This window comes from Kitasatospora sp. NPDC059795, assembly GCF_042732175.1.
In the GTDB taxonomy this organism is placed as follows: domain Bacteria; phylum Actinomycetota; class Actinomycetes; order Streptomycetales; family Streptomycetaceae; genus Kitasatospora.
This window is the reverse complement of record NZ_JBHWID010000039.1, coordinates 1-17,844: the sequence shown is the minus strand read 5'-3', so window position 1 is coordinate 17,844 and position 17,844 is coordinate 1. Positions and strand designations below refer to the sequence as shown.

The window sequence follows — 17,844 nt, the reverse complement described above, 5'->3', positions numbered from 1 at the left end:
AACAGAGCACCGCCCCCGGACGGGCGGACTCCGCCCCTCCCCACACCATCAGGTGACAGCAGAATCGGTCAAATACTCACGAACCGCCCTCTCAGGAGTGCTCTCGTCAGGGTTTTTCGGCTCGGCGCCACCGGCGAGGGCGGTGAAGCCGAGCTGTTCGAGTTTGCGGTAGTTGCCACTCTGCGCGTCCAGCGACGCGGTGCGCTGGGTGACGAGTTCGGAGGCCTGCTCGTGGGCTGCCTGGCAGTGGGCCGCCGTGTCACGGGCTTGATCGGCGGCCTCCTGGTTGACCTTTTCGAGCTCTTCAGCCTCGGACAACTGGGTTTGTTTGGTGGCCAGTTCAGCGAGAACTACCGCCACGTCGGCGCCGACCAGACGAAGCCGGACATCATACTGCTCGCGCTTGGCCTCAGCATCCTTGACCGCCATCAGCCGGTCCGCATCCACCTGGTCGCGGTGCAGTTCCTGAGCGGCGGCGAGAAGGTGGGCGCTTGCACTCTGCTCAGCCCGGTGTCTCCAGTTCGCCACCTTGCGGAAGAGCTCCTCCAGGCTCGCCCGATACTCCTGAAGGTCGCTCTGCTCCGCGGCGAGGGCCACCAGGTCGGTGGCGGTCGCCTGTTCCCGCGCATAACGGTCCAGGGCGTTGCGGACTTCCCGCAGTGCCGTGTCGAGTTCGACGCGGTTGGCTTCCTCCTCCTGCCGCTGCTTGTCGTGGGCTTCGAAGACGCTCCGTGCGGTGGCGAGGTCTTGCTGGCCCTGCCTCAGCGGCTGGTCGAGGTCGGCGGCGTCGTCGCACTCGGCGGTGAGTACGTCCTGCCTCTCCCGCGCAGTTTCGAGCCGGCCTTCCAACTCCAGGATGCGGGCGTTGATGCCGCCAAGCTGCTGGTCCAGGTCGTTGAGGCGCCGCTGCCGTTCGGCTTCGCGGGCGGCAGCCCCGATGTACGCGGGGCCCTTGACGCTTGTCCTGCCGTGGACGGGGCCGATGCGCCAGGATCCGTCGGTTGCCACCCAGTCGTGCTGGGGCGGTGGGCCGTCCGGAGCAGCGAGGGCGAGTGCGGTGAGGATGGCGGTGGTCACGCCTGTGGGAACGGCGGGGTGTTCGACCGGTTGGAGAACGTCGGCAAGGGATGGCCCTGGGACTGGTTCGTGGTCGGCCGACAGCAGCGTGTCCATCGTCTGGCCGTTGAGGACCGCTCCACCGCTGGTGACCCAGGCATCCAGGACTCCGGCGCCGAGCAGCGCGGCTTCCAGTCCGGTTTTGGCTTCAAGGGAAAGACCGGGGGCGAACTCCAGCAGCCGCCACAGCGGGGCCCCGTCGGAGAGGCCGGCTCGCTTGCGCCGGTGGTGCAGCGGCGCAGGCGGCAGAGGGTCACGCTCCTTGGCGACACGCTTGCGCTCATCGGAGAGCGTCTTGTGCTCGTCCACAGCGTGGTTCTGCTCGCTCTCCAGCGCGGCTGCCGCTGCGGCCAGTTGCAGATGGCGGGGCCGTGCCAGCCGTGCCAGTTCCTGGGAGAGGACAGGCACGCCGGGGAGACCGAACGTCGGGACGAGCAGGTGCAGGTCAGTCAGTTCGGCCTCGGACAGGCGCAGTTCACCGCAGCGGTCGCTCCAGTCGGCGAGTTGTGCACGGAGTGCGCTGATGTGCCCGCCGAGTGCAGCTTCGCGGTCAGACGCTGCCTGCTTGCTGCGGTTCCACCGCTTGAGAGTGCTCTGGAACTGCTGGTCGGCGTAGTTGTAGTCGGCTTGTGCCTGACGGACCATCTCCGCCCGCTTCACAGCCTCCTCCAGAACCCTGGCCCGCACCTGCGCATGGCCCTGCAGGGACGTCTCTGCCTCCTGCGGGCAGGAGCGGATCACGGCGGCGTACTGACGGTGGGCGTCCTCGATTCTGGTGTGCGCTGACCGCTCCAGGGATCGCTCCTCGGCAGCGGTAACGGCCTTGTCCGAGACCGTGAGCAGCCTGGCCTGCCCGCCAGCGGCTTCCGTGGCTTTGCCAGCAGCCGTCTGCGCGGCGGCGAGCCGCTCCTCCAGTCCCGGCAGCCGCTCCTCGGCGGCAATCGCCTGATCCTGCAGCGCCGTCAGCAGCCCGTGCTGCTCCATCAGCGGGCCGGCACGCAACTCCCCAATGGTCACCTGAAGGCCCTTGCGGGTGGCGTCGAGCTGGCCACGTCGGATACGTGTCCGCTCCAGCTCCTCCTTGGCTTGGCCCAGTTCTCTGACCGCTTTCCGGTACTGCATACGGGCCCCGGTCAGCTGCTGCTCGGCCTTCGTCAGCTCCTGGGCGCCCCACCGTGTCCAGCGGCGTGCGAACCTACGGTAGACGGACAGGAACGATCGCATCGCCTCGCGGTGCCGCTCCTGCTGCTCGAGGTCGTTGCGGTCCCGGGTCAGCTGGTCGAATCTGACGGCGAGCTCGTCCAAGAGTACGGTGCTGACCGGCGGAAGGCTGCTGCCGAGCATCCGGCTGAGCTTGACGCCGTCGAAGTTCTCGCTGAGTTTGGGGCGGCGCAGGGTCAGTAGGAGTTCCACCAGCGACGCCATGCGGGCGGCGCTGAACCCGAAGAGCCGCTCGGCGACGGCCGTCCGGTATTGCTTGCGTTCGGCGAAGACACTGTTGGGTTCGAGCAGCAGTTCCAGGTGCTTTCGCAGGAGAGGCTGGCCGTGTTCGTTGAGCAGCTGGAAGTCCTGTCCGACGCGTTGCGAGGTGACGAAGAACCAGGGCTTGTGCAGCACCTCCTTGTGCGAGGTGCTGGCACGCATACCGATGCCGATTGTCACGAACTCGTGGGTGCCGTCATCGGTGATCCGCCCGTACTCGCACCAGCTGTAGCCGACACGGTGCTTGCGACCCCGGTGCAGCAGGTTGTCCTGCATGGTGCGGGCCGTCGTGCCGAACGGGTCCAAGCGCCGCGCGCTGAGGATCGCGTCCAGCAGCAGCGGGCTGGTGGCCTCCATGACCTTCGTCTTCCCGCTGCCGTTGCGTCCTCGCAGGATCAGACGGCCCCCGTGGAAGACGAACTCCTGCACCCCATACTCCCAGATGCCGATGAGCCCCAGCCGCAGAGGCTGCAAGCGCCGGCTCTCCGGGATGGGCAACAAGCCACCGAGTATGCGATCCAGTGCGGGGCTGGGCGAACTGTCAGGGGGATTCGTCATCTCAGGAGTTCTCCGGAGTCAATGGGTCAGCAGGGCCAAGGCCATCCGTCTAAGGGGCGTCGGGTTCCGCACCGAACAGCAGCAGAGCTTCTCCGCTCGAGCGCACACCCCGTCCGCTCGGGTCGCGGTAGCGCGTGATGGCGGGCCGAACACGGATGCCGTCGCCGCATGGATCGACCAGCCCCAGTTGGGTCAGGACCGGCAGCGCGGCTCCGAGAACGACGGCGGCGTCCACCGGCTTGCCGTCGATTTTCGTAACGGTGCGCCGTACCCTCACCGCCACGGCGCTGGCGAGCTCGGCAAGGCGCTCGCCGTCGACCTCCCGCCAGGCCCCCCGTCCGGCGGTGACCTCATGGGCCAACAGGTCGGCCAGCGCCAGTGCGGCGAAAGACGCTCTGCTGACACCTGGGAAGTCCATATCGCTCATCTGCGCGTCGATCACCGCGATGCCCTCGGCTCGTACCTCCACCCGCGAATCAAGGCCCAGGCGAACAGCCGCCACCAGCTCATCCTGGTGCCTGACCAGATAGTCCCGCTGGCGGAGCGGGAGATCCTCGGCGTAGACGACAGGATGGTCGACCAGACGGCGCATGAGCGCCTGCCGGAGTTCGGTCTCGGTCAACTCACTGTGCGCGGCCGTGTCGTCGGCCACCCGCAGCAGGTGCTCCGGCCCGTCCACTCCACTGGGCGGCACCGGGCACGCCACCATGAACGCCGCGGCTCGGTGGTCAACGTCGTAGAGGGCGTTACCGGTCCCGACGACATAGGCTTGCTCGTCGTCAGCGGTGGCGACCGCTTCCCGGGTGGGTGTCAGGACTCCGCTTTCCACCAGGTGCCGAATGGCAGCGACGAGGTCCCGTCGTTCACGAGTCACGGTCGCGTCGAACCGCCGCACCGTGGTGTGCGCGGTGGTGAGGGCAGTGACGCGGTCGGCAAGTTCGCTGATGACGGTCTGCTGACCGCAGTCCGCCAGTACGGCCAGCACCAGGCAGTAGAGAGCACACTGCCGCGGAGTGGGGGTCGACCTGTCAGGAAATCGGCCCGGGTCCTCGGGGACCTTCAGCAAGCGGACACGGTCACGCTCGACGAGCAGACGCCAGCCCAGTTCCTGGGCGAACCAGGCCCGCAGTTCCCCCTCATGCCGGCGGGCCTGATCAACCAGCCGCCCGCTCCGCCCACGACGCTGCAGGAGCGGACGTAGAATCAACGCCCGGATGACCTCGCGTCGCTCGTGCCCGTCCTGCCCAGCCCAGCCGCTCATCCGCGCGCTCTTCCCATCAGCGATATCGTCAACTCGAAGTCCTTGGTGCTCATCCATCCACCACGCAGCCCCACTGACGCGCTCGACTTCTCGGTCACCGCCGGAGCCAAGGTCACCAGCAGCCGACCGTCAGGGGTTCGGGCACGTCGAATACCCGCTCGACGCGTTGGCGCCGACATCACCAGCCCCAGACAGGACAGAAAGACGTCCGCCTCCACGGGCTCCAACTGGCCCAGCGCCGACAGACGTATCGGGCCTCGCTCCGCCAGCGACCGTTCAGCCTCGCTCACAGTCGTCTGCTCTCGCTGCTGCCGCGCGGCCAACAGGCTCTTCACCCTGCGGGGATCCTTCACCCGGGGAATCGGCCCCGACTCGGCCTGCGGCCCACGAGCCCGGAGTTCAGCTGCCACCGGAGCCGGGTCACTGTCCCACCAGCTGACCTCATCCAGCGTGTCCGTGTCGTCCTCCACAGCCCGCGGGTGCCCCAGGTGACGTGCCGGATAACTGCCAAAGGCCGTACGCCACAGCGCTGTGGCCTCACCTTCCTCGCCAGCCGGGTCGAGTCTGTCGAACCAGCCCGCCAGAGCCACCAGGTCAGCCGTACGATTGGCCCGGCGGAACCGTTGGTCATTGATGTGCCCGACAGTCAGGATGATGAAGTTGATCGCGTCCGCAGCACGGTCCATGAGCAACTGGGCCATCGGCCTCCGGTCGGCCGTCGGAACGAACCACCGGCACAGCCCCTCCCACTGCTCACCCATCCGCTCAGCCTGACGACCGACGACGAGGTCCTGGCTCACGCCCAGGACAGGAGCTGTCTCCAGCGAAGCGAGGTCGCCCAGCCGTGCCTGCAGACCGGCCTTCTCCGCACGATGGATCAGTCTCGAGATCTGCGGTGCGGTCCGGTCCAGGACCAGAGTGAATGACCGTAGGTAGCGCACCACGACGTTCTTGTAGGCGATGAACGCTTCCGGATCACGGATCTGTTCTGAAGCGAGAGATCCGTTGAGCCCTTGAATGAAGAGCTTCGCGTTCTCCGCCAGCCGTGAGAATCCGGTCGTCGTCGCCTGGAACGCACCCAGTACGGGCTCAGGGTCCGGATCACCCGACTCGAGGAGCCGGACCAGCACTGCCAGCGAGTTGAGTACCTCCGGCAGCATCGAGGACTGCAACGCGCCGACATCAGCCATGTCCTGGTCGATGGCGGTCATCTCGCGGTGCACCCGGGCACCGGCAGATGTCAGCTGGTACAGGAAGTCCTTGTCGACGAATTCCTGCGGTGTACTGATCCGCCGGGTGTTGTGGATCCGATCGACATTGCCCCAGGAGCGCAGATTGGTCAGCAGAGAGTCAACGGAGGGAAGTTGGGCCAGCAGCTCCGGCTCGACCGCCAGCACCTCCCGGACACGTTGTGCGATCTCAGCCGTGCTGAGGTGAATGCCCAGCCGGGCTTCCTCCTCCAGCAAGATGTCCAGGACCACGCGGTAGAACAGCGTCCTGTCATTGGTGAGATACTCGACGATCTTCATACGGTCGCCGAAGCGGCGTGTAGCGGTCATCGCGTCTCCTTCACCTCAGGCTGATCCGGCAGCCATGGCCGCACTGAGCCGACCACGTATGCCGGCCCGCTACCCAAGGAACCTGCGGGGATACAGGCCCTCGCCAAGTCACCCAGGCGGTCTGCGCGAACGGGATCTACGTCCCGAGACTGGGGCAAGTCCGCTTCCACCTCGTCCCTGAAGGCACTGCTGCCAGGCAGACCACTTTTCGGATCGCCGCACGCAATGCGAAGACCCTATCCAGGTGGGCGGCCGCTGGGTGGCAGAGCGGACGAGCTCCTGGATGAACAGCCTCAGCAAGCTCGGTCTACTGGCGGACACTCCTGCTGCTACGAGCAGCCCTTCCCGACGGGGAACCTGTCTCTTGCCGTGCCGGGTGCTGCTACCGGCCCGCTACGCCTACGAGGAACTGCTGCTGGACAGCACTGCCCACCTGGCCGCGGACACCTCCGCCTTCCGCCCTCACTTCAACGACCGCACCAGCAAGCACCTGGACTCGGACTGGCTCACCACCCACCCCCGGGCACGCCAGCCGCAGCCAGCACGAGGTCATCCAACCCCAGCGCCTGCGTACCGCCTACCTGATCGGCCTTCTCCAGGACTGGCCCCCGCTGCCCGTCATCCTGCGTGCTGCAGGCATCACGTCCCTGCACAGCCTGTCCCGCTACGTCGTCTCCCTGCCCGCAGTCGACGAGAACTCGCTCTCGAGCTCATGCGATGTACCCCTCGATGAGCCGACGCAAGGCCGACCCACCGCGCCCCGGCCGCGACAGCGGCAGCCCCATGAGGCCCAAGGCCGCCCCTGACGGCCGCCGTGGAGAGCGACAAACCGGGGCGTCGACAGTCGATCGTCGAGTGTTGATGCACCGACGCTTCCATGCCTGTGCCAGACCGAAGTTGACCGCGATCCGACCGGGTGTGCGTGCGGGATTGCGTGAGCACTCATCGCATATGTGGGACTCGGTGCAGGGCGTCCGCCGCCCCTGTTCTCCGCCGTCGCGCGGGGGCAAGGCACGCGAGTGTGTCCGTGGTCGTGCCGTCGCCTCCGGGTGCGCGGCCAGCCGCGGGCAGCGGTGGGTCGGTGGGTGCGGGGCGGGCGCGCCGGATGGTGTGGGCCGGCCCCGCGGGCATCCGGCCCGCATGCCGCACGGTGCCCGTCGTGCGACGGGCGATGCCGGGCACCGGATCGGGAGTGTGCGCTGAACGGCCGGCCTGCGGAAGCAGCCCGCATGGCGAGTGGCCCGTAAGCCGGTCCATTTGTGAGGATGTGCCTCAGCAGCGCCGCGGCCGGCGGAGGCGCTCCGGCCGCGAACGGCGCGTGCCCGCAGCGGCGAGAAGGGCAGCGTGAGAAGCAGGTGACGGTCCAAGCGGCAGGTATGTGGAGGATCAGGCGCCACGTTGCTGTGGTGACCATGAACGCGGGGCACGACGTCGTGCTCCTGCACGATCCCGCGGCGCACAGGGACAGTTGGGCGCTGCCCGACGCGCGAGTGGGCCATGGCCAGTCGTGGCGCGCGTCGGGTGAACGGCTGATCCGCTCACAGGTGCTCTGCCCGACGATCCGCTGGGCAAAGGTGTTCGGGCGCACACCTCCCCGCAGGCTTGACGGGCACGCCACGGCGACCTGGGACATGGCACTGGTCCTTCTGGCGCACGTGGGCGACGCGCGGCTGCGTTGCGGCGAACGCGGCATCGCGACGCGGCAGTGGGTCCCGTACCGCGACGCTGCCCGGTCCGTCGACGACAGCGCGCTGCCCGACGTGGGCCTGCTGATCGAGGGGTATGTCGACGGCAGGATCCCGGACGGCCCGATTGCCCTCAAGCCGGAGGCCGGCCAGTGACCGGCCCGGCCAGGACGCGGCGGCACCAACCATGCGGCGCTCAGACAAAGGCCAGGGCGAGAACCCACAACAGTCCCACCACCCCGCAGGCGATCGGACGCGAGGTGGCGTCGGAGCCCAGCCAGACCATTGCGAACGTCGCACTGCCGTGAGCCGTCCAGGCGAGCCGCCGGCTCCAGGCCCCCCGCAACAGACCGGTGAACACGATCACCGCCGCAGCCGCCCACCACACGACCTGCAACACCGAGGCGCTCGCGGGGACACCCTGGCTGCGGGCCGTGATGAAGCGGTCGACCGGATCGGACACCGTGGCCAGCAGCGGACCCACCGAGCCTTCGGCGACCACCCAGACGCTCTGCGCGAGGTACGCCGCGGTCATGCTGGAGACCGCCTGCCAGAGCAGTGCCGCAAGGACCGCGCCCACGGCGAAGGCGGCCCACGGGTGTTGGCGGGCCGCCCAGGAGATCTCGAAGTGCACATTCCGGGACCACCTCCAGCGGTAGCGCAGGTTGTACCGCAGCTCACGAAGCGGCCTGCGGCGGGCCGAAGCGCCGCCGAGCGAGAAGGAGTAGTGGTGGCTGTGCTGATGCTGCGGGACCTGCTCCTCGGTCGTCTGCCCGCCGTCGGCGGGAGCCGAGGGGCCGGGAACCGTGATCACGATCGGCGGCACCACCTGGCCCACCGTCGCCTCGGCTGCCCCGTCTTCGCCCACCCGCGCCGCGAACAGCTCGTTGACCTCCGCACCGAGCGCCGGCAGATGGACCACGTTGTAGGGGGAGTTCAGCAGGTCGCCCTTCTGTGCGTAGTACTCGATGTACTCCCGCTCGACGTCAAGCAGGTCCTCGACCCTGGCACGCCGGACCTCGTCGATGGCCGGAGTGAGCCCGTGAGCCATGAGCAGCATCAACCACAGGCGCATGGCGTCGTTCGTCGGCTGCTTGATGTGGCCGGCGAGCCGCACCTGCAGGCTCTTCTCGGTCTGCCCCACGTAGCGCACACGGCCGTCCCGCGGGTCGGTCAGGGTGTACACCGACCCGAAAGCGGGCCGCTCAGCCGCGTTGCGCTGGGAGGGGATGCGGCTACGGGTGGGCACAGACGGCCCTCCTTCCACGTCACGTCCCGCCGCCGGACGGCGGCGGATACGCAAAGTGCTGTTGTAGCAGCAAGCTGTGACAGTCCGTCGGTTGTGAACGTCGCTGAGCGGCCAGCTGAGGGCGCAGTGCACCGGCGGCCTGCCTCAGGGGTGCGGCGGCCCGCTGGTGCGAGGTCCGGCGGCCGACTGGCCGACTGGCCGGCTGTCCGACTGCCGTCCGACGGCGCCGGGCCCGTCCTCGGTGGCGGCAACGCGATGCCCGGAACGCGAGGCCAGCTGGAGTGCCACAGGTCTCGCGCTATGTCTGGCCCGGACGGCGGGAAAGCTGCTCTGCCGACCGGCGCGTGAGGCTTCCAGCCGCGCAGTGGCCCCGGCGGGGGCTCCTCCGGCACCCGCCCCCGCCGGATCGCCCGGGTGGTTCAGGTCGAGCGCGGGGCGATGGGCCGGGCTCGGTCGAGAAGTTCGCGGACGTGCGGGTTGCGGCGGTGCGGCAAGGTCGCCGAGAGCATCGTGCGGAAGCGATCGTCGGCCCGGCCGGACTGGACGTGTGGGAAGTCGTCCAAGGCAAGGTTCCAGCTCTGGACTGCCTCCTCCAGCCGCCCGGCTGCGAGCTGCCACTCAGCGAGCATGGCTCGGTGTCGGACCCGGGCCCGGCGGTAGATCGCGGGCCGGACCTTCTCGGAGTGCTGGAGTGCGCGGATCGCACCTTCGCGGTTGCCGAGCTCGTAGGCGACCTGGGCGACGTGGTACGAGAGCGAGGAGGGGTCGTAGGAGCCGTGGGCCTTGGCCTTGGACTCGGCCTGCTCCATGGCGACTTCGGCGGAGTGGAGCATGGCGAGCGCGCCGGAGCGATCGCCGGTCTGAGCGAGGGAGTGGGCCTGCTGGCCGGCGAGGAACGCTCGCATGCGGGGTCCGGCTTCGGGTGAGGCGACGGAGGCGGCGTCCGCGTACCGCAACGCGGCCTGCCCGTGGCCGAGTTCGACGGCCTGAACGCTCATACCCCGCAGGGTCGTGCAGTAGGTGAGGTGGTCGCCGGCCGCGAGCGCCAGCTCCAGGGCCTTGGTGTAGTAGCTCTGGCCGAGCAGGTCCAGGCGCTCGTCCACCGCCATGTAGCCGGTCAGGTACAGGTGGTCGGCCGCAGCCGAGAGCATCGCCTTGCGGACCTGGTCGGTGGCGGTGGCCTTGAGGTAGGGGGCGATGTTGTTGACCATAAACGCGGCCGCCATCGGGCGGGCGGCCCGGCCACCGAACTGGTCGTCGAGCTCGCTGATCTTCTCCGTCATGGCGATGACGGACTCCACCTCGGCCATGCCGATGCGGGTGTGCGGGTCGGCCTTCAGCTTCTCGAACCGCCCGATGTGGTCCGGCCAGCCGGGGACGGTGAGGGCGACCGAGTACAGGCCCGCCCCGAGCACACCCCTGCGCGATGGGTCCATGTCCATGCTCCCGAGGTCGATCAGTCCCGCCACCGTATCCGGGGATGCGGGCTGCACGTCGGGCTGATCGGCGAACCCGGCCTCGAACGCCGTCACCGGCCGCCCGATCCGCCGGGTCAGGGCCTCCAGCACCACATTCTGATACTTCGTCATGGGCCGGGTACCGGCCAGCCAGTGCGAGACGGCGGACTCGTCGTACCGCAGCTTGAACCTCGCTTCGGTGCCTGCGCGGTTGACCGCGCGGGCGAACTCGCCGTTGCTCGACCACCGACACTCGGCGACCAGTGCTGCCAGCTTGCCGTTGGGTGTCCGTTCGCGTGCCACCAGTGCCCCCCGGCCGCAGGTTTCAAGGGTTTCAGACGCTCGGCACGTTCCTACCGTGTTCACGCCCAGCGCACACCTGTTGACTCGTAGTCAGGTCAGCCTAGGGGTCCTCCCTAGCAGGCCGGTCCCCGGCCGCCAGCTTCTCGGCGTGCGGTCCGCTGATCCCCCGTCCAGCGCCGAAGGGTTCCTCACTATGCCCGTGCACGCTGCCTCCACTGCTCTGATCCGTGATCCGTCCTCTGTGCCGAAGGCCCGGCGCTGGGTCCGGTCCCAGGTCACTGGCTGGGGTGTCCGGCTGGACGACACCGCCCGGGACGCGATCGACCTGGTCACCTCCGAGTTGGCCACCAACGCGGTCCGGCACACCGTCGGCGCGATGATCACCCTCGGCGTGTACGTCCACCCCCATCTGCGGCGGCTGGTGGTCGAGGTCTACGACGGCTCCGCCGCCCTGCCCCGGCCCCGCTCAGTCGGCCCCGACGACGCGTCCGGACGCGGCATGTTCCTGGTCGAGCACCTGGCCGCCGCCCACGGAACCGAGCTGACCGAGCGGGGCAAGAAGGTCTGGGCCGAGCTGGAGCTGCCCGAGCAGCCGTTGACCCGCCGTCAGCTCCTGGCCCACCCCCGGCGGGCGGCCCGCGCGGTGGCCCGCAGCCTCGGCGGCCGTCGCCGCCCTCCGATACACCCCGCCGCACTCGCCCCCGCGAGCTGAACCACCCCAGACTTCCCGCCCCGGCGTGTCCCTGGGCGGGACAGCCGGCGCCCCACCCGGGGTTCCGGGCAGCACGCTCCCGTTTCGCAGAGAGGACGAGCCCATGAACGACCTCACCAACACCATGGCCACCAGCGACGAGGACGACGTCGCGCTGATCGAGATCGGCGACGCGGCCACCCTCACCGAAGGCCAGGGCCAGGGCAGCAGCGAGGACAAGCGCCGCGCCTACAACAGCTGACTCAGCGGGGGTGTGGCCCGGCCTCTGGCTGGGCCACACCCCCTGTCCAGCCCCCACCCGGGAGGAATCCGTGATCTTCGGAGGGTTCAGCACCACCTCCACTACGCACCCGCTGCCCGTCGGGGCGGCCCCGCTCGCGGCCGGTTCGATGGCCTGGCGGCTCGGCGACGGCCCCGCCACCGTGCGGGCAGCGGCAGGCGGGCACCGCCGCGTCCTGGTCCTCGGCCCGTGCGGGGCAGGCGAGTTCGAGCTGTCCCTGCTGGCCGACACCGCGCCGCCCGCCGATGTCACCTGGCGCTGGCCCGGTGCCTACTCCGTGATCGAGGAGACGGTCACCGCCGTGGTGGTGCACACCGACCCGGCCGCCGCCCGGCCGGTCTACGCCACCGCGTGGGACGGCGGCTGGGCCTGGTCCACCTCCGCCCGGCTGCTGGCCTCCCTGACCGGGGCGGGCATCGACACTGAGCGGCTGGCCTGCGCGGTGTTCGCACCGTCGGTGCCCGCGCTGGCCATGGGCCGTACCTTCTTCGACGGGGTGCTCCAACTGGCACCCGGCTCCCGCGTCGAACTTCCCTCTGACGGCGGTGACTTGCGGATCACCACCACGTGGCGGCCTGACCCGGTGCCCGGCCGGCTGCCCGACATCCAGCTCCACGACGCGCTGGCCGCATCGGTCAGCTTGCGGGCCACCGCCCCGGGCCTGTCTGCCGACCTGTCCGGCGGCCTGGACTCCACCAGCGTCACCGTGATGGCCGCCACCGCCCTGCCCGCCGGCCAGCGGCTCAACGCGGTCACCGTCCACCCCGAGGGCGACCCCGGCGGAGCCGACCTGCACCACGCCCGGTTGGCCGCCGCCCGGCACCCCCACCGGATCGCCCACCACTTGCTGCCGCTGACCGATCGTCACCTGCCCTACAGCCGGATCGCCGACATCGCCGTGACCGACGAACCGGCGCCCTCGACCCTCACCCACGCCCGTCTCACTGGCCAGTTGGAGTGGATGCGCGACGAGCTGGGCACCCGCACCCACCTGACCGGCGACGGCGGCGACAGCGTCCTGTTCCAGCCTCCGATCCACCTCGCCGACCTGATCCGCCACTGCCACCTGCGGCGGGCGGTCTCCGAGGCGCTGGGCTGGGCCCGCCTGCGGCACACCCCGGTCGGCCCGTTGCTGCGAGACGCCGCCCGCACTGCCCGCACCAGCCGTCGCCGGGCCCTCGCCGACCTGGCCCGGGTGGTCGGGGCGGCGAGGCGGGACGACCACGGGAAGGTGGCCTGGTTCCCTCTGCTGCCCTTCCCCGGCTGGGCCGAGCCGGACGCCCGTCGCCTGCTGGCCGGAGCCGTCCGCCGGGCTGGTGCCGAACCCGATCCGCTGCCCGGCCTGGACTTCGCGGTGCGGGCCGGGGCGGACGAGATCCGCGAGGTGGCCCGCACCGCCGCCGCCGACGTCCAGCTCGCCGCCGCCTACGGCGTTGAGCTGCACAACCCGTTCCTCGACCCACTGGTGGTGAACGCGGTACTGACCACGCCGCTTGAGCGGCGACCTCCCCTGCACGCCTACAAGCCGCACCTGGCCCGCGCGATGTCCGGCCTGCTGCCCCCGGAGACGGCCGCCCGCACCACTAAGGGCAGCTTCGACGCCGACCACTACACCGGCCTGCGGACCAACCTGGCCGCCCTGTCGGCCCTCGCCGATGGCTACCTCGCCGCCCTCGGTCTCCTGCACCCGGGCCGCCTCCGCCAGCACCTGGCCCGGGCCGCCGCCGGCCTGCCGATGCCGCTCGCCACCCTGGAGCAGGCCCTGACCGCCGAAGCGTGGCTCACCGCCCACCAGCGCCACCCCGCACCTGCCTGGACCACCGCACCGGGAGGGAACGAACTCCGTGTCTGACCTCGACCTCCTCGCCCCGCCTGCCCACGTCCGCGCCGCCGACTTCGGGCATGTCCTGGTCCTCATCGACTACCGCACCGGCCACGTCCAGGGCCTGCTGCCCGCCGCTGCCACCCGCTTCCGCGCCGCCGCCCGCACCGGCACTGCCCATCCCCTGGCCGGTCCCCTCGCCGACCAGCTGCTGGCCGCCGGGCTCCTCACCCCCGCCTCGGCGTCGGGGCCTTGGCCGGTCATCACCGCCACCACCCGGGCCGCGAGCTGGGGCAGCACCGAGCACCCCGCCGGAACTGTCCGGCCCGCCCCTGTCCCCACTGGCAGCCTGCTCGCCGCCGGAGGAGCCTTGGCGGAGGTCGCCGCCGTCAAGGCGGCAGGCGAGCATGGCACCTCGATGCTCCGCGTCGTGCGCGCCGTCGAGTGGGCCGCGTCAACCTGCCGCCGCCCGGCTACCCCCGATCAGGCGAAGGCGGCGGTCCTCGCGGTCCGGGCAGCCGGCTGGTACTCACCGGCCCGCACCGCCTGCCTGGAGGAGTCCGCCGCCACCGTGCTGCTGCTGGCCGCCCGCCGCCTCGCCGTCACCTGGTGCCACGGCATCGCCGCGGACCCCGTGCGGCTGCACGCCTGGGTGCAGACTGAGGACGGCACCCCGGTGGCCGAACCGCCCTCCACCTTCGCCTACACGCCCGTCCTCACCCTCGGAGCCCGCCATCACCGCCAGTCCTGAGTCGATCATCTGGGTCCGCGACGAGACCTGCGGCCTCGGCCCCTACCGCGCCGACCTCGTGGAGACCTACTGGCGGTGGGAGCAGGACCCCACCCTGCTGGTGGGCTACGGTCGCCAGCAGCCCGAGTCGCTGGAGGCCCGCACCGAGGGCATCGCCCACCAGCTCCGCGGCGACAACATCCGCTTCACCGTCTACGACCTCACCGGCGAGGCGCCGGTGCCCGTCGGGGTCACCACCCTGCTGCCCGACACGGCCGTCCGCACCGCCGAGTACGTCGTGATGCTCGCCCCCGAGGCCCGCGGCAAGGGCCTGGGCACCGCCGCCACCCGCCTGACCTTGGACTACGCTTTCCACATCACCAACCTGCGGATGGTCTGGCTCAAGGTCCTCGCCCCCAACAAGGCAGGCGTCCGCGCCTACGAGAAGGCCGGCTTCAAGGCCGCCGGAACCCTTCGCGAGGCTGGCTACTGGCTCGGCCAGGTCTGCGACGAACTGATCATGGACGCCCTCGCCTCCGAATTCACCGGCTTCTCGGCGGTCGTCACGCTCGTGGAGTGACGACGAAGTCCGTGAGCTTCCGAACCCCCGTCATCTGTCCACTCCTTTGAGTGGACAGATGACGGGGACCTCGGCTTGACATCGCAAGCCACACCTGACGGTCAGTCAGCCAACTGCCCACCGCAGGATCGTCCTGCACGGGTGGACAGGCCCCCGGCCGTCACAGACTTCCTGTCGGGCCGCGATTGCGCGCCCTGCCATGCACGGGCAGCGGGCCCGCGTACGCGGCCGGTCGCGAGGACGGCATCCGCGAGGCGATCGAAGGAGGCTGCCACCCGATGTCCACGCTGTGGTGAGGCTGCTGCCCGGGGCCGGGTCGTCCAGGCCGCGTACTGCCGAGGGCGCGAGGGCCATCACCTTCGGCGGTCCCGTGGCGGGGACGGTGCCGCTCGCCCGCCGGACACCGCGAGGAAATCGGTTCGCGGACCTGGCGCAGGCGGTGGTTCCCTGGGCTGGTAGGACGCCGCCGCGCTCGGCATCCGCCTCTGGTCGCCTACCCACGCACTGGAGCAGGCCCGCGGGGCCCTCGCCGCCCGGCGCAGGCTTCACGCGCTCGAACCGGAGCGCGGCCCTCTGCCCGACTACCCCGTACTGACCAGCAGCTGACCCCCAGTCCTTGGTGAAGGAGCCGGCCACGACCACGTGAACGCCCGGGTGGGGGCGGCAGCCGCCGCCCCCACCCGGGCGTTCACCATCCACTACTGCTGGTTCTCTCCGAAGAAGTAGCGCCACACGGCCGCCAGTCCGCTGACGGACCGGTGGATCAGGCCTGTGCCTTCCTCGCTCCCCACCACCGCCTTCGCGGCGGCCTGAGCTGCCCCCTGAGTGGCTCCCACGAGCGCGGCCTGCGTGACCGGGTCGCTCTGAGGCGCGGCAGGTCGGGCGGCCGGCGCGGAGATCACCGGATCGGTCGGCTGGGCTTCGGCCGGGGGAGGGGTCTGGGTCTCACGCTGGTTCTGGTTGGACATGATGGAGCGAACCTCCTGTGCTGTGCGCACGGAGGGCAGTGGGTGGGCCTGGAATCGCGCTCCCGCAAGGGCGCCGACCACGGCCCGCTGCCCCACGACGGTGTACACGTCGCGGGACAGCAGGTCACGCTGTCTGCAGGCAGGTGGCGGGGAGCGGACCGAGCCGCGCGAAGGCAGCCTCGATCGTGTTGCGCCGAAGAGCGCCGGGAGCGAACACCAGCTCGTAGGTCAGCGTCATGACGGCAACGGCGAAGACCTCGAACAGAAGGGCGGAAGGTGTGGTTCGGCGGCCGTGAGCCGGGATCCATGCCCTCCCACGATGCCGGGAGCGCTGCTTGGCTCTCCTGCTGGTCTTCCTCTGGTCCCCCATGGATGCCATTGTGATCGGCCCGGCCCCGGGCTCCAAACCGGCAGGCCAGGGGCCGGGCCATACCGCCGAGCTCGGGGCGCGCGGCCCTGTAGGCGGCCTCGCGCCCCGAGCTCTCGGCACACCGGGCATTCCTGCGTGGGCGTCAGGTCGGCCCGTGCTCAGCAGCTCTGACGGAGAGTCAGGAGATCCAACGGTGTCAGCCCCGGTGCCCGGGCCGTTTCAGCGGTCGAGGGGTGAGGTCGAGGAGCGCGTTCTCGACGACCTTCGGCAGCGCCGGGCGGATCCAGTACTGGCGGTGGCGAGGTTGGTGGCGTCGGTGCCGAGGGCCATGGCCTGGATGAGGGGAGAGGGCGTGCGGCCCATGGTCGGCCGGCGGGCTGCTGGCCTGGATGGAGTGCGGCGAAGCTTGCGCGCGGGTCGTCGGTGGAGCCGTCGCAGGGTGGCGGTTTGGGCGCATCCGAGCCCGATGTTCGGAGACGGTGTGTGGGACGCAAGAGGATCAGGCCCGCACCGGTGTGGGTAGGGCTCTCAAAAGAACCGCACGGCCGCCGGACAGGTCCCGCGCCCCGCGGTGGAGGGCAGATTTCTCTGTACCCAAGTTTAGGGCAGAGGATGAGCCGGGTATGCGGCGCGATTGACGAGAAATCCCCCTGGTCGGAGCAGCTATGCCACCGGCGGCGCGACCGGCGTGTGCGCCCTTTGATGTCTTCTCTTCTGTGCCGTGATGCACTTCTTAACGAGGCGAGTATCCGATCGTCTCACTTATTCCGAGCGTGCCATCAATGCGGCACCCGTGGGATATGGTGCAGCCGAGACCGATGCGGCCTTCAGGGTTGCTGTGCGCACCTAATGCGGGTCATTTCTGGTATGACGGATGGGAGGTAGTGCAGTGAACGAAAGTTCGACCTTCGAATGGGGAGCCTTTGGCGAATTCCCCGAGGGGGCGTACGGAGCCGTCGGCGAGTTCCCCAAGGGGGCGTACGGAGCCGTCGGCGAGTTCCCCAAGGGGGCGTACGTCAAGTCCGTTGTGAGCATCGAAGCGGTGCGCAGGGCGATTGGGAGCCTGCGGATCGAGCTCGGGATGCTCGAGGCGCTGGAGCGTGTCCTTGCGGGGGGCCCGGCCCGCCTTCCGGCGCAGGGCCAGCACCGTGACGAGGAACCCGTGTCGGACGCCGATCCGGAAGGCGTGAGCAGCGAGGGCGTTCAGGCCAAGTCCTTGACGGGCGCCCAGTCGGGCCAGCGGCCCCAGCATTCCCCACCGCGGTCCGGAAGCATGCGCGACGCCATGCTGAACCTCCTCTTCAGCGACGGGAAAGCACGCTCGGTGCGCGAGATTGCGGACATCATCCGGCCCGGTGCCGGCCAGACGACCCGTTCCTCGATCCGCAAGACGCTCGACCGGATGAGGAAGCTGGGAGAGGTGGAGCTGATCGAATCGGGAATCTACCGGGCCGTCATGCCCACGGTGGACGCTCAGCAGCCAGAGGAGGCGCCTCAGGCCGAAGCGGCCTGACCATAAGCGGGGCCCCTCCCGATTAGCCCTCGGGAGGGAACCCCCTAACACACGTCAAGGAATCCGAATCCCCGTCAGGGAGACAGACCCGCCGTGCGCTGCAACTATTGACCCGAAACGGTAAGGTTCGTCGCTCGTTGATCCTGGCGTGACGGATCTGGTGGGGGACACGCGACGGCTGTCGCCGAAGGCTCAGGAA

Annotated in this window: 13 protein-coding genes; 7 read left to right on the top strand and 6 right to left on the bottom strand. The window is 69.9% G+C overall.

The genetic code is table 11. From position 1 onward, the window contains the following. Positions 1-48 precede the first annotated feature (48 nt). From ACFV4P_RS35545 to ACFV4P_RS35535, 3 genes are all read right to left on the bottom strand, one after another. Positions 49-3,099 carry a TIGR02680 family protein gene (locus ACFV4P_RS35545; RefSeq protein WP_380477626.1) on the bottom strand — a complete coding sequence of 1,017 codons (3,051 nt, stop codon included), beginning with the start codon at positions 3,097-3,099 and terminating at the stop codon, positions 49-51. Positions 3,100-3,205: 106 nt separating this feature from the next. Next, positions 3,206-4,417, bottom strand: coding sequence for a TIGR02678 family protein (locus tag ACFV4P_RS35540; protein ID WP_380477625.1), 1,212 nt, complete (start codon positions 4,415-4,417; stop codon positions 3,206-3,208). Then, positions 4,414-5,976: a TIGR02677 family protein gene (locus ACFV4P_RS35535; protein ID WP_380477624.1), complete on the bottom strand. Its 1,563-nt coding sequence runs from the start codon at positions 5,974-5,976 to the stop codon at positions 4,414-4,416. The genes ACFV4P_RS35540 and ACFV4P_RS35535 overlap by 4 nt, the downstream gene beginning before the upstream one ends. 1,406 nt (positions 5,977-7,382) lie before the next feature. Here ACFV4P_RS35535 and ACFV4P_RS35530 point away from each other — a divergent pair. Beyond that, positions 7,383-7,817: a hypothetical protein gene (locus ACFV4P_RS35530; RefSeq protein WP_380477623.1), complete on the top strand. Its 435-nt coding sequence runs from the start codon at positions 7,383-7,385 to the stop codon at positions 7,815-7,817. A 40-nt stretch (positions 7,818-7,857) separates the two neighbouring features. Here the strand turns inward: ACFV4P_RS35530 and ACFV4P_RS35525 are convergent, their stop codons facing one another. After that, on the bottom strand, positions 7,858-8,910 hold the full coding sequence (locus ACFV4P_RS35525) for a hypothetical protein (RefSeq protein ID WP_380477622.1): 1,053 nt from the start codon (positions 8,908-8,910) through the stop codon (positions 7,858-7,860). A 419-nt stretch (positions 8,911-9,329) separates the two neighbouring features. Further along, entirely contained in the window at positions 9,330-10,673 is a 1,344-nt protein-coding gene (locus ACFV4P_RS35520; protein ID WP_380477628.1) for a tetratricopeptide repeat protein, read from the bottom strand. Between the two features lie 190 nt (positions 10,674-10,863). Here ACFV4P_RS35520 and ACFV4P_RS35515 point away from each other — a divergent pair, with 190 nt between their 5' ends. The 5 genes from ACFV4P_RS35515 to ACFV4P_RS35495 all read left to right on the top strand — a co-directional run bounded on the left by ACFV4P_RS35515 (position 10,864) and on the right by ACFV4P_RS35495 (position 14,794). Continuing rightward, positions 10,864-11,382, top strand: coding sequence for an ATP-binding protein (locus tag ACFV4P_RS35515; protein WP_380477621.1), 519 nt, complete (start codon positions 10,864-10,866; stop codon positions 11,380-11,382). A 103-nt stretch (positions 11,383-11,485) separates the two neighbouring features. Beyond that, positions 11,486-11,623 carry an albusnodin family lasso peptide gene (locus ACFV4P_RS35510; RefSeq protein ID WP_380477620.1) on the top strand — a complete coding sequence of 46 codons (138 nt, stop codon included), beginning with the start codon at positions 11,486-11,488 and terminating at the stop codon, positions 11,621-11,623. Between the two features lie 70 nt (positions 11,624-11,693). After that, entirely contained in the window at positions 11,694-13,514 is a 1,821-nt protein-coding gene (locus ACFV4P_RS35505; RefSeq protein WP_380477619.1) for an albusnodin/ikarugamycin family macrolactam cyclase, read from the top strand. Then, positions 13,507-14,235, top strand: a complete 729-nt coding sequence (locus ACFV4P_RS35500) for a lasso peptide biosynthesis B2 protein (protein ID WP_380477618.1) — start codon at positions 13,507-13,509, stop codon at positions 14,233-14,235. The genes ACFV4P_RS35505 and ACFV4P_RS35500 overlap by 8 nt, the downstream gene beginning before the upstream one ends. 7 nt (positions 14,236-14,242) lie before the next feature. Further along, the gene (locus tag ACFV4P_RS35495) at positions 14,243-14,794 is read left to right on the top strand and encodes a GNAT family N-acetyltransferase (RefSeq protein ID WP_380477627.1); all 552 of its coding nucleotides are present in this window, start codon (positions 14,243-14,245) and stop codon (positions 14,792-14,794) included. 698 nt (positions 14,795-15,492) lie between these two features. On the opposite strand, the gene ACFV4P_RS35490 is transcribed toward ACFV4P_RS35495, so the two are convergent. Continuing rightward, positions 15,493-15,762, bottom strand: a complete 270-nt coding sequence (locus ACFV4P_RS35490; protein ID WP_380477617.1) for a hypothetical protein — start codon at positions 15,760-15,762, stop codon at positions 15,493-15,495. A 1,259-nt stretch (positions 15,763-17,021) separates the two neighbouring features. On the opposite strand from ACFV4P_RS35490, the gene ACFV4P_RS35485 reads away from it, so the two are divergent. Continuing rightward, positions 17,022-17,645, top strand: coding sequence for a hypothetical protein (locus ACFV4P_RS35485; protein WP_380477616.1), 624 nt, complete (start codon positions 17,022-17,024; stop codon positions 17,643-17,645). The last annotated feature ends 199 nt before the right edge of the window (positions 17,646-17,844 follow it).